General features: G+C 44.8%; 11 protein-coding genes. All 11 read left to right on the top strand.

The genetic code is table 11. The features are described 5' to 3' along the window. The first annotated feature begins 246 nt into the window (after nucleotides 1–246). The 11 genes from R7P74_RS07410 to tssE all read left to right on the top strand — a co-directional run bounded on the left by R7P74_RS07410 (nucleotide 247) and on the right by tssE (nucleotide 13,030). Entirely contained in the window at nucleotides 247–765 is a 519-nt protein-coding gene (locus R7P74_RS07410; protein ID WP_005373415.1) for an Hcp family type VI secretion system effector, read from the top strand. Between the two features lie 72 nt (nucleotides 766–837). Further along, a complete protein-coding gene (tssI, locus tag R7P74_RS07405; RefSeq protein ID WP_318122779.1) occupies nucleotides 838–2,916 on the top strand; it encodes a type VI secretion system Vgr family protein in 2,079 nt (692 codons plus the stop codon). Between the two features lie 2 nt (nucleotides 2,917–2,918). Beyond that, nucleotides 2,919–3,401 (top strand): hypothetical protein, encoded by a 483-nt coding sequence (locus R7P74_RS07400; protein WP_025767908.1) that lies wholly within the window; start codon nucleotides 2,919–2,921, stop codon nucleotides 3,399–3,401. Between the two features lie 111 nt (nucleotides 3,402–3,512). Further along, nucleotides 3,513–4,832 carry a hypothetical protein gene (locus R7P74_RS07395; protein ID WP_318122778.1) on the top strand — a complete coding sequence of 440 codons (1,320 nt, stop codon included), beginning with the start codon at nucleotides 3,513–3,515 and terminating at the stop codon, nucleotides 4,830–4,832. Next, nucleotides 4,813–5,805, top strand: a complete 993-nt coding sequence (locus R7P74_RS07390; RefSeq protein ID WP_054730210.1) for a DUF2169 family type VI secretion system accessory protein — start codon at nucleotides 4,813–4,815, stop codon at nucleotides 5,803–5,805. Before R7P74_RS07395 ends, R7P74_RS07390 begins: the two co-directional genes overlap by 20 nt. Next, nucleotides 5,798–6,742 carry a hypothetical protein gene (locus tag R7P74_RS07385; RefSeq protein ID WP_262655594.1) on the top strand — a complete coding sequence of 315 codons (945 nt, stop codon included), beginning with the start codon at nucleotides 5,798–5,800 and terminating at the stop codon, nucleotides 6,740–6,742. The genes R7P74_RS07390 and R7P74_RS07385 overlap by 8 nt, the downstream gene beginning before the upstream one ends. A gap of 237 nt (nucleotides 6,743–6,979) precedes the next feature. Next, entirely contained in the window at nucleotides 6,980–8,980 is a 2,001-nt protein-coding gene (locus R7P74_RS07380) for a serine/threonine protein kinase (protein WP_085569123.1), read from the top strand. Continuing rightward, nucleotides 8,967–10,541 (top strand): type VI secretion system protein TssA, encoded by a 1,575-nt coding sequence (gene tssA, locus R7P74_RS07375; protein WP_239945271.1) that lies wholly within the window; start codon nucleotides 8,967–8,969, stop codon nucleotides 10,539–10,541. Before R7P74_RS07380 ends, tssA begins: the two co-directional genes overlap by 14 nt. Before the next feature lie 26 nt (nucleotides 10,542–10,567). Then, the gene (gene tssB / locus R7P74_RS07370) at nucleotides 10,568–11,074 is read left to right on the top strand and encodes a type VI secretion system contractile sheath small subunit (RefSeq protein ID WP_005373381.1); all 507 of its coding nucleotides are present in this window, start codon (nucleotides 10,568–10,570) and stop codon (nucleotides 11,072–11,074) included. 8 nt (nucleotides 11,075–11,082) lie between these two features. Further along, nucleotides 11,083–12,558, top strand: a complete 1,476-nt coding sequence (gene tssC, locus R7P74_RS07365) for a type VI secretion system contractile sheath large subunit (RefSeq protein ID WP_005373378.1) — start codon at nucleotides 11,083–11,085, stop codon at nucleotides 12,556–12,558. 61 nt (nucleotides 12,559–12,619) lie between these two features. After that, nucleotides 12,620–13,030: a type VI secretion system baseplate subunit TssE gene (tssE, locus tag R7P74_RS07360; RefSeq protein ID WP_318122777.1), complete on the top strand. Its 411-nt coding sequence runs from the start codon at nucleotides 12,620–12,622 to the stop codon at nucleotides 13,028–13,030. Nucleotides 13,031–13,032 lie beyond the last annotated feature (2 nt).

The raw sequence follows: 13,032 nt of genomic DNA, 5'->3' as shown, positions 1-13,032 counted from the left end.
ACACGGTTTTATATGGTTATTTTCACTTTTTAAAGTTAGAACAATTTATTATTATCTTAATCCAACTTTTTGGTTTTTTATCCAATAAATTGTACTCAAGATATTAGTGAATAATGTCTTAATTTGTTTAAGTTGTTGTTTTTATTGTATTTTTAAAGTTGGCACGGACTTTGATTATACCAAGTAGTCGCGGTGATAAGCGATTTGGTGATTTAAACAAAACAGATTTTAGAAAAGGAAATAGCGATGCCAACTCCAGCATATATGTCTATCCAAGGTGAGACTCAAGGCCATATTACTAAAGATACTTACTCTGCAGATTCAGTAGGTAACACATGGCAAGAAGCTCACGTTGATGAGTTCCTAGTACAAGAACTTGATCACGTGCTAACTGTTCCACGTGATCCACAAAGTGGTCAGCCAACTGGTCAACGTGTACACCGTCCACTTGTTGTAACTAAAGTTCAAGATCGCTCATCTCCACTACTATTCAACGCACTAGTATCTGGCGAAAAACTTCCTGAGTGTGTGATCCGCTTCTACCGTACTTCAGTTCAAGGTAAACAAGAGCACTACTACTCAATCAAATTGATTGATGCGCTACTTGTCGATATCCAAACTCGTATGAACCACTGTCAAGACGCAGCAACAGCTGACCGCGTGACAGAAGAAGTGCTTAAGTTCACTTACCGTGCGATCGAAGTAACTCACGAAAACTGTGGTACTGCGGGTAACGACGACTGGCGTGCTCCACGCGAAGCTTAATTGCTCGTCGCGTAAAGATTCAGGGCCAACGATTGTTGGCCCTAATTCGATTATTTGTATCAGGTAAAAGATATGGTGAATGACGTAGAATTTAAATTTGAAGTGCCTGGATGTGGGCATGAATTTCGGGTTGAGAGCTTTCATGTTCATGAAGAGTTATCTAAGCCTTTCCACATCAATCTCTCATTACTTTCACTTGATCCAGATATCTCGTTCGATGAGTTAATACGTAAAGCAGGAACATTGACACTTTACGGACAAGGTGTTGGGGCTGCGCGTGTGTTCAACGGCGTGGTGAATGAAGTTCGTTACTTAGGGACTGGACGTCGTTTTTCTCGTTATCAATTAGTCTTGGTTCCTCAAGCTTGGTTCTTATCTCAGCGCCAAGATTGTCGTATTTTCCAGCAAAAGTCAGCGCAAGACATCATCACAGAAGTACTCGATGATGGGGCAGTCACCGATTACCGATTTGAAGTTTCGGGTACTTATCCTCCAAAAGAATACGTTCTGCAATACCGTGAGTCTGACTTGCACTTCGCGCAGCGTATGATGGCTGAACACGGTATGTGGTATTACTTTGACCATAGCGATTCAAATCATACGATGGTCATTGTCGACAGTAATGACGCGATTGCACCTTTGATAAGCTCGCCACTAAATGCTTCATACATTGGGCCGATTGTTTATCATGCCGATGGTGGCGGTGTTGCCGATCGCGAACATATCTCTGATCTCGAGTTAGTTAACCGCGTTAGAACGGGACAGGTTACGTACACAGATTACAACTACGAACACCCTAAAATTCCACAAGAGATGACACAGGCTGGCGAGCTAGACCAAGATCTCAAGCAGTTTGATTATCCTGGACGATACGTCGACCCGCTGATGGGGCAGGTGAGAACCACGGAGTGGATGTCGGAACACATAGTCGATAATCAACAAGTGGAAGCAACGAGTGACGTAATGCGTTTAGCATCTGGTTACAGCTTTAACGTCAGTGACCACCCGCGTTCTGAGATTAACCGCGATTACCTCATGTTGTCTGTAATGCACACAGGTCAAGATCCGCAAGTGCATGAAGATGAAGCGAGTGGTATGCCAACCACTTACTACAACCAGTTCTCGTGTATTCCACGTGATGTGGTGTTTAAAGCGCCTAAACTAGCGGCACCAGTAGTGGATGGCCCTCAAACGGCGGTCGTTGTAGGACCAGAAGGTGAAGAGATTTACACCGACAAGCTTGGTCGAGTGAAAGTACAGTTCCATTGGGATCGCTACGGTGATAACAACGAGCATTCAAGCTGTTGGATTCGTGTAAGCCAATCCATGGCGGCGCCAACATGGGGCGCAGTTTATTTGCCGCGTATTGGCCACGAAGTCGTAGTAACTTTCCTTGAGGGGGACCCAGATCGTCCGTTAGTTACGGGCGCAGTTTACAACGGTTTGCATTTCCCACCGTACTCTTTGCCAGAAAACAAAACTCGTACCACGTTCCGCACGCAAACGCACAAAGGAACAGGTTACAACGAGTTGAGTTTTGAAGACGAAGCGAACCAAGAAGAAGTCTATATTCACGCTCAAAAAGACATGTCGACCAAGGTGCTCAACAACCGTTACCGTGATATCGGTCAAGATGAATTCTTGAAGGTTGCACGTCACCAAACGAATGAAGTTCATGGTGACCATAAAGAAACCATTAATGGGCATAAAACGACACAAGTAAACAGCACCTTTACCGAGACAGTCGAGCAAGACGTTACCGTTACATACAACGCGAACGAAGCCCAGTATGTGAAAAACAATTCTGACTTAGAAATTGGTGATAACCGTACGACTAAGATCGGTAAAAATGATGACTTAGATATTGGCGAAAACAGTAACCTTACTATCGGTGCGTCTAAGAGTTCAGATATTGGTGCGGATGATAACCAGACGGTTGGTGGCAACTTAACGGTATCAGTGAAAGGGAACACCGCTTATAAAGCTGATGGTGCAACGCAAATTATCAGTGGCGACAAGATTGTATTGAAAACGGGTGGTTCCTCTTTAGTGATGAACAGTGATGGTTCAATAAAGTTATCAGGCTCGGCTATTACGATCGAAGGCAGTGACAAAGTCGTCGTGAAAGGTGGCAACGTAGTGGTTAACTAACAATGGAAAAACAACCTCTTACAACAGAAGTAATATCAGAGCAGCAAGCCGAATCAACGGCTTGCTTTTCGCGTTTTGGAAGAATAGTGGCTATCAATGAGTCTACGGGCAGTGTGCGAGTTGATTTTGATGGTAACCCATTTAAGCAGCCACTCACTGCGAGACTAGGACGTGGCTTTCGTCGTTCTGAGCTGCAAATGGCTATCGATAATCGATTAAGTTGTCGAGTTGAATTTTTGAACGACGACTTAAGCTTGCCTCTTGTGACGGACATTTTCTTCTCCATTCTGGATGACTCTGACGAGTTTGTATTGCGAGCGAAGAAGATGGTTATCGAGACAGAACAAGAGTTGGTAGTCAAAAGTGGTGAGACAGAAACTCGCTATAGCGGGCGCGATGGACGAATTACCACTAAAGCGAAGTACGTCACCTCTCAAGCAGAAAAAGCACAAAAAATTCAAGGCGGAACGATCGCAATTAACTAATTACCTAGCATTAGCTAATGGTTTTGTGTTAACAAGTCACGCCGAGTGAGCTAATTACTTCGAGTTAACTAATTGCAATCGCGTTATGGCACGCTAATAACGGATAACTAGATGCGACAAAGAATCGGTGTCGAGCACCTAAAGGCACCCATAACCAATCAAGAAGTCGAAGGCGCGTTAGCAAAAGCTGAGCGCGCTGTGAACGACCTTTCCCAATTGCCAGTAACATGGCTGGATTTCTGTAATGAAAAGCTGTCCATTGCTTCTGAAAGTATCGGTTTTTTAATCAGGCAGCGAGTTCAAATTCACAAAAGGGGTTATCCAAGTCGTGAGTTGGCGTATCTCAAGCTGATTGAACGCCAAATTGAAGAACTGAAGCAGGTGTACTTGTCGTTTTATCGGCTAGCACCGGGGTTGATTCATCAGTTAAGAGGCCAGGAGCCAGAAATCTACAGCTGGCTGATGCTACAGGTCGAGTTGGGCTCAGAGTTGGATAACCTTTTGTGCGGATTGAGTTTACTCGAAGATATTGACGCTAAAACCGCAATGGTCATTGCCGTACAATCTCCGGTTGAATCTATGGATAGCACGCTTTCGGAGCTTATTGAGGGTAATGCGACATCCAGTGCGTTTTACTTTGAATGCTTACGTGTACGTCAAACATTAAGTGTTTCTCTCATCAAGCGCTGGCACAAAGCCAGCATCATTAGCTCTCAAGTTGCTTTGCCACTGCTCGCTTTACAAGACGTAAAAGAGGGGATTGATTGGCTTAATGACAATGCAGGCAGCGAACAATACCTATTTGAACGTTTGATTACCAAACGTGACAGAGGCACTTGGTTCCGTCAGAGCTTTGGCATCGAACCAAATGGATTACCATCAGCGCAAGTGCTTACTTATGCCAAGTTGCTTGAGTTAAAAGAGTTTGAGGCGTTTGATATCTCTTCTTCATTAGCACCTGTTGATTTTGCGCTGAGTGGTGATTGGAAACTGGTGCCCCAAATCATCGAGCACTTGGAAAGTCTGGAGGAAGCTGAAGGTGAAATTTGGCTTCATGCCTTGTATGTCGTCTACGGAAAGCTTCTTCCTCTGACTCCCCAAGATGTTGGTGTCGAGTATGAATGGGAAGAGATCGTCGATCTGCTCAATGAGTGGGTGGAAGATGAAAAATATATCCAAAATCTACCAAGCCGCTTGGGTTACGCATTGAGCTTCGAGTCTACGTTAGCTGCGATGCAAGATTCTAACGTTGATGTGCTGTTCCGCGATTGGCTATGGCGTCAACTCTGTATTCAATCCAGAGCCTACGTGCCTTGGGATATGGAAATGCCGATTCATCAACAAGACTGGAACTTTAACAATTTAAAGGCCGCACCTTCTGCGAGCGAACGATTCAACTTAAGGAATAGCAATGCAGTTATGGGATATTGAGACGCACCCTGAGCTATCACTTAAAGGTCGTTTTCAACGTGACGAAAACGGCGATGAAGTGTGGGTTGTCGTTGCCAAACGCACATGGCAATTCGATGGTGTGGTTTGGCACGAATTAGGTGAAAGTGAAATCTTCGATGATCCCCAATATTTGGGCGAAGAAGGCTTCTCTGCGATGAAAGTTGACCACGAGTTCGCGTATACCAAAGACAATACAGATGTACTTGTTTACGGTAAAGCGCGCAGTTACGCGAAAAAGCCAGTGACATACCAAGAGTGTCGGGTGTTGATTGATGGTCATATCGATAAGACTCTCGCTATTCACGGGGAACGCGTATGGGTTGAGCATGCTGGTAGTATCACGCTGAGCAATCCAGTTCCATTTATTGAAAAAGACATTGATTACACTTGCGCGGTAGGCGGTGATTTACGTAACCGAATAGGCGGTGGTGTTGCCGATTCCAACAAAGAATTGCTTGAACAGAAAGCACCTTCGGTTTTTTATCCTCGTGAAGACTGGAGTGCCGCCGCGAAAAAACTACGCGTTGCGGGGTTCGGGCCTGTGCCTCCGTTCTTTGAGTCGCGCCAGAAGCTGGCCGGCACGTTCGATGACGATTGGATTGAGAATCGCAAGCCAATGTTGCCACTCGATTTTGATAAGCGGTTCTTCCAAAGCGCGCCTATTGATCAACAGTGCAAAGGCTTTCTTCGTGGGGGGGAGCGTTTGATGATGAGTGGTTTTTGTCATGATGACACGCTTTCATTTCGAATTCCTAAAGAAAAATACCGTGCGATCGCGACGTTCAAAGATCAAAGCTATCAAGCTGATATGGCGATGTACACCTTATTCGTTGATGCGGAAAAGAAAACTATATCAATCAGTTACACCGCTGCGTTTCCTTGTCAGGGCAAGGAGCATTTGTTGGTGTCGACATCGATCACTAAGCTGGAAGAGGTAAGCGAGCATGCATAATTCAACAGGCCGTTACGTGCTAGGGATGGAAGTGATGACGCCAACCGGTATGAATTTAGATATTGCTAGTGCAGTTTCGTATGCTGATTTAGGAAGATTTGACCAATGTATAGGGGATGATGGTATCGAGCGTTTTACTTACGCCAAAATCGAATACACCAAAGAAAGTGAGCAGTTTGAGAAAACGTGTGAGTTAATCACCCACTTGCTTGATTCATTGTTAGCGCAGTTACCACGTTCATTGAGACCAATACCTTTGCTTATAGCGGTGCCTGTGTCTGTTTCACTAGTAAAGGTGCAAGAATGGCTTGGTGAAAGTAACTATGCTGAATTTCTCTCTGTGGTGAATGCTGTTCATGCCAGTGGGCCCAGTTTCGTTCTCCAGGCCATGAAATCATTGGATAAATATGATGCTATGATGTGTATCAGTGTCGATTCCTTGGTGAGTTCGATGCAAACACTCATCGACGATGCGATGGTAATGAGTACCAATAATCCATGGGGCGTTATTCCGAGTGAGGGTGGGGCGGGTTTAATTCTTTGTCGAAGAAATACCGTAGAAACATTGAAACTTAAGCCTCAAGCGCAGCTTGGCTACATTGATACGGAATTAAACACTTCAGACCGAAGAGGCATGTTTCGACTTGTTCAACGTGCGAGTAAAAAGCTCGATTTATTTGGTGAAGTGTATTCCGATATGACGAACCTGCGCATGCATTCGGAAGATTACGGCTTTGCTCTGGGGGCGAAAGCAGAACGATTCACGAACCCAGAACAACCGCAGCTTATCAATGAGTTGTGGGGCACAATGGGCAGTTGTTCTTCTCTCGCTTTAATTGCCTTTGCGGTCAGAGAGCACCACTTTAAGCAACCAACTACATTGTTAATGTTCGACTTTCATGGTGACAAAGGAGTTCTCCAATTACTGCAATGTTAGTTGGCACTCATCGATCAAATGGCAATGAAAATATACTCATATTATTAGGTTGAAGTTTGTAACACGAAAAAGCGTATAACTCATGCAGTGAAAGCGTAAGTAAAAAGGTCTAATAAGTTAGTAATAATAACTAAAATAATAGGCTTACTGTTTGTTTTAAATACCAACCTTGATACAAGTACGTTCAAGAAAATATTATTCAACTCTAATAATATTTATTCTATGAAAGAGTACTAAGTGTCTAATAATCAGAGTACAGCCAAAGGATATATCGATCAGTTGGTTGTTAAAGCTATTGAGAAAAAGAAACTGAATGAGCAAAGGCTAGCAGAAAAAAATAAGCCGAAGCTTGAGTACGTGCTTTTTTCACAGTTTGATGTATTAGACAAGCTTCCTTCTAAAAATGGTAAGACAACGGTTTACCATCTTGCAAAAAAAGGGCAGCCAGAGAAGCAAATCTGTTGCAAAGTTATCAATGATGACTCGCCAGAATTTGCGAGCAAAATGTTGATTAACGAAGCGAGCAGGCTGGAGCTTTCTCAACACCCTAGCGTGGCTAACTTTGTAAAAATCGGCAACGAATTCGAACGCCCATATTTGATGTACGAGTGGATCCAAGGTGAATCACTGGCAGAAAAAATGGAGCGTCATTCTTCTAAAGGCTTCCGCCACGACCACATCGCTTGGTTGGTGTATCAACTCGCTGGCGCTCTAGAGTTTATGCATACAAGAGGTATCTGCCATCTTGATATTAAACCATCTAACGTATTAGTGAGTGAAGGCGATTACGTTAAGCTCATTGATTTCGGCGCTGCTCGTTACATTGGAGAGACAGAACCTTACGCAGAAGCAAGCTTGAGCTACGCTTCCCCTCTTTATATAGAAACTGGCATCGCGGAACCGCAAGATGATGTTTACTCTCTCGCTTTGCTCGCTGGACACCTATTTTTAGGATCAATATTTGGTGATGCATGGAATAAGCAGTTAAAAGATCGAAAGCGTCCGGCTTTGATCCCGGTTCATATTTGGAAATTGCTGAAAGAAGTCATCAACAAACCAAGAGGGCATGGCTATACCGCTATTTCTTTTGCTCAACAGTTAGCGCGAATCGATACGCAATCAATTAGCTCAAATTCTAACGCACCAATTTTCAGTAGCTTGCGTAACGCGGATTTGCTGCTTACACACTGTAAGCCAAATGATAAAACGGCGTACGGTCGCTTTAAAATATTAGAGGCGAGCTTAGTGCTGAGTGTGCTGGCAACAGCAGGAAGTTATTTATATCAACAGAATAAAGATCAATTGGATGCCATTTTTTCCCAAGGAGTCGCTCCTGTAACTCACGTTATTACGCCCTCTGAAACGGCTTCTTTTTTGGCTCAGCCTCCATGGAAAATCAAAGAAGAATTGTCTCAAGCTACTCAGAGTATTGATATGACAGAAGCTTATCGAACAGCATATCAAGCTCAGCAGTTAAGCCTCTCGAATTTATATGAAGAAAAACAGGCTCAGTTAACGTCGTATCAATCGTTAGCGGATGGCTTACCAATGGCATTAGTCGAGTTACGTAAGGAGCTTGTCACCTTGCGAGAAACCCTTGTTCGTGACGGTGCTCTGTTTCCATATGCGGATGAGGCGCTGACTAAAGTGATGTCTGGATTAAATGTCGCGTCTATCGATTCCATGAAAGTATCTGCCATAGCTGGCAGTCGAGATAAGCAGATTGCTCGCTTAATTTTAGATGGTGAAGCTAAGCTCGCAGAAAATGAAATGAAAGAGGCATGGTTATTAAACCAGTCACAAGCCTATTTCTACAACCAAATCTTACCAAAGGCTGTGATGGAAAATATTAATGACTCCATCGATAAACATGCAGAGGCGCACTTTTACACCAAAGCAATTGAAGAAGCTGAATTAGCCAAAGCCTACTTCGGTAATACGCCAGAACTAGACAAAAAAATAAAGGATTTAATCGTCGCAAGAAGCGAATTTATTTTGTTTAGCACCGTGATGGAGCAATCCGTTTACGACAAACAAAAGCTACATGAATCCCTTGCCGATTTAGAACGGAATGCACCAAGCAAATTTACAGAAATCACGAAAATTCTAGATAGCATGGCGTCGGATGCGATAGAGCAGAGCCATCGGTTATCTAAGCCAGCAAATGGCGCAATTGCGGTAGCGCGTGCGTTGAGAGATTACTTGACTGAAGGAGACGTGAATTTTGTCCAACATTGATATCGATCGTCTGCTTAATCCTATTTCTGATGAATCTCCAGTGGGAAACGATGCCCGTTACGAGTTTTGCTATGAAATGATGGAGTCCGAAGTGAAGAAATTCGGTTCCTTGTTTGGCGAAACAGTAGATTGGAGCGTGGTAAAAACGCACGCGACTGAAGTTCTAGAGCACCACAGTAAAGACTTAAAAGCCATTTGTTACCTCGTTCGCGCGCTAACAGAAGAGTTTGGTCTGCAAGGCTTTGAACAAGGTCTAAAGCTGCTTAGTGAGGCGTTAAGTCGCTTTGGTGTTGAATTGTATCCTTCGCGAAAGCGGGGTCGAGATGGCGCGGTCGAATGGTTGAACCATCAGTTTAAACTGGTCAGCAGCAAGTTAGCGGAAAGCGCTCAGTCATGGGATTTGGTATCAAACTGCATTTCGACTATTGAAGAAGTGCAGCGTCAATACGACGAGGTTTATCAAGACTCAGAAGCGGATTTCTTTGAGATTCGCACTCAACTCAATGTTTTATCTCAACAAGCGGCGGCTGATGAGCAGAGCGATGATGCAGTCGTTAACGTCGAACAAGCGGCGCCTGCACCAGCTACGCAGCCTGCTGCCGCAGAAACGCCAGCGCAGAGTGAAGTGCAAACCGCACCGGTGAAGGCGGTTCCGCCGGCCCCTAAACCTGCGCCAGTTAAGAAAGCGGTAGCAAAAGAAGTCGATGTCGATACGGACTTCTCTTCGCCGACGGCTTCTAAGCGCACCTTGAAGAAGGTTGCGGAAGTCATGCTTCATGCGAACCCAAGTGATCCGCTGGCTTACCGGATTTATCGTCATCTGACTTGGGATGACATTGATGGTCTACCCGACCACCAAAATAATCAAACGCCTTTGAGCTTGGCAGTGTCGTCCGATCAACAAGCGGAATACCGAGATAAAGCTGACCAAGAAAGCGACATCGACACGATTAAGCGTTTGGAGCGCACATTAACGGATGCGCCGTTTTGGCTGACGGGCCATTACTTCGTGTATTCGATGCTTAATAACTTGGGCTTTGATGATGCAGCGCTTGCTGTGAAACAAGAAGTGACGCGTTTTGTTGAATCGCTAGAGGGCATCGAGCACCTCTCATTTAAGAATTCTATACCATTTGCAGATGAAGCGACCTTGAGCTGGTTATCGACTCAAGATACTACTTCTTCGACTTCTCAACCCGTTGTTCAAACGGTTGTGATTTCGCAGGAAGACTCGCTGCCAATGGAGGATATCACTCTAGAAAATCTAGGGGAATGTGCCGCAGAGCTTGCCCACAAACTTGAGCTGGATAGCTCGGGACGTGGGCAGTTCATGCTGTATTTACAATTGATAGCAGCTTACCAGTCTGTTGGATTATACCCGTTGTGTTTGCCGTATCTTGAGAAGGGGTGGGAAGTACAAAAAGCGTTTAATCTCGCGAGCTGGGAACCCCACTTATCGTCACAGTTAGAAGACCTAATTCGAAAAACACTCCATCGGTTATTTGGAAGCAAGGATCTTCTACCTGAGAAGTATGAAGAGTGGAAAGCAATTTACGACTAATTAAAGAGTTAGATAAGGAACGAATTATGTCACGTGACGGCTCGGTGGCTCCTAAAGAGCGAATTAATATCCGTTATGTTCCAGCAACTGGCGATACGCAAGAAGACGTAGAGCTGCCGCTAAGCATGATGGTAGTTGGCGACTTTACTGCGCGTGCAGATGAGACACCAATTGAAGAACGTACTCCAATTAACATCGACAAAGACAACTTTAACGAAGTGCTAGAGGGCATGTCTCCAAACGTTAAAGTCAACGTTGAAAACCGTCTTTCTGATGAAGAAGGCGGCCAGATTGGTGTTGATCTGACGTTCCAAAACATGAAGGACTTCTCACCTGAAGCGATCGCGAAAAGTGTACCTGAACTAAACAGCCTACTTGAGCTTCGCGAAGCCTTGGTTGCACTTAAAGGTCCTCTAGGAAATGTTCCTGCGTTCCGTAAGAAGATCGCATCGGTTCTTCAAGATGAAGAAGCGAGAAAGAAACTGTTGGATGAACTAAGCATTGGCAACGACCAAGACGCGAAAGAAGAGTAAGGGATATCATGTCTGCAGAAGCACAAGCGCCAGAACAAGAAGCAGCCTTAGTTGAATCAGGCTCACTTCTGGATAGCATTCTTAACGAAACACGTTTAAAGCCAAGTGATGAAGGTTTTGACGTTGCAAAACGCGGCGTAGAAGCATTCATCAGTGAGCTACTAAGCAGTTCGAACACAGAGAAAGTCGACCAATCTCTGGTTGATCTGATGATCTCTGAAATCGACCAAAAATTGTCTAAGCAAGTTGATGCAATTCTTCACAACGAAGAAGTTCAAGCGATTGAATCAACGTGGCGTGGCCTTAAGTACCTGGTTGATCACACTGACTTCCGCGAGAACATTCAAATTGAACTGATCTCTGCGAAGAAAGACGAAGTTCTTGATGACTTCGAAGACGCTCCAGAGGTGGTGAAGTCTGGCCTGTACAAGCAAATCTACACACGTGAATACGGCCAGTTCGGTGGTAAACCTGTTGGCGCCGTCATTTGTGATTACGCTATGTCTGCCTCTTCGCCTGACATCAAACTGATGGAATACATGGCGAACGTAGGCGCAATGTCTCACGCACCATTCATCACGTCGGCATCGGCTAAATTCTTTGGCCTAGACAGCTATGAAGAGCTGCCAAACCTAAAAGATCTGAAGTCTGTATTCGAAGGTCCACAGTACGCGAAATGGCGTGGTCTGCGTGAGCACGAAGATGCACGTTATTTAGGTCTATGTACGTCTCGCTTTATGTTACGTACGCCTTACTCTGTAGAAGATAACCCAATTAAGGCGTTTGACTACGATGAGCAAGTGACAGACAGCCATGATAACTACCTATGGGGTAACTCAGCGTACGCGATGGCGTCTAAGATCAGTGAATCATTTGCTAAGTACCGTTGGTGTCCGAACATTATTGGCCCTCAAAGCGGTGGTACTGTACAAGATCTACCGGTTTACAACTTTGAAGCTATGGGTCAAATCGAGACTAAGATCCCAACCGAGATCCTGGTTTCTGACCGTCGTGAGTACGAGCTAGCGGAAGAAGGCTTCATTGCGCTAACCATGCGTAAAGGTTCTGACAACGCGGCGTTCTTCTCTGCAAACTCTGTTCAAAAGCCGAAAGTGTTTGCGAATACGCCGGAAGGCAAACAAGCAGAGATGAACTACAAGCTAGGTACTCAGCTTCCTTACATGTTCATTATCAACCGTTTAGCGCACTACATCAAAGTGCTACAGCGTGAGCAAATTGGTTCTTGGAAAGAGCGTTCTGACCTAGAAATCGAATTGAACAAGTGGATTCGTCAATACGTTTCTGACCAAGAGAACCCGCCAGCGGAAGTTCGTGGTCGCCGCCCACTTCGCGCTGCGAAGGTTGAAGTATCAGACGTAGAAGGCGATCCAGGCTGGTACAAAGTATCGATGTCTGTACGTCCTCACTTCAAGTACATGGGCGCAAGCTTCGACTTGTCTCTAGTTGGTAAGCTAGACCAATAACCCATTACTGAAACCATCAAGCAGCCAGTGAAGACTGGCTGCTTTTTTCGTAGGATCGCATATGGAAAAAGGTTACCGTCTTTTAGAGCGGATCGAGCTAGGAGAACCAAAAAACTGCTACGAGAAAGTGGTGTCTCATAAGCATTTGATTGAATCCATTCACTCGCATCTCGCTGACTTGTTGAATACGCATTCCGGCAACGTAATGATCGACAATGAGTATGGTCTGCCAGATTTTAACGACGTACTTTCTAACAACACGAACCTCGTTCGCCATATTCAAAAAAACATCACGTCAACCATAGAACGCTTTGAGCCCCGACTGCTGAATGTCGAGGTTCATTACCGTGAAGACCACCATAATCCATTACAACTCGGCTTTGGTATTCGCGGCGAAGTTTCCCATAACGGCGGTAAAGTCCCAATGTCGATCGATGTCTACATGGGAACCGACGGCCAATTTAACGTTTAGTA

It is taken from the genome of Vibrio sp. 2033, from assembly GCF_033339735.1.
Note: the sequence above shows the minus strand (reverse complement) of the source record. Positions and strands in the feature narration are given on the sequence as shown.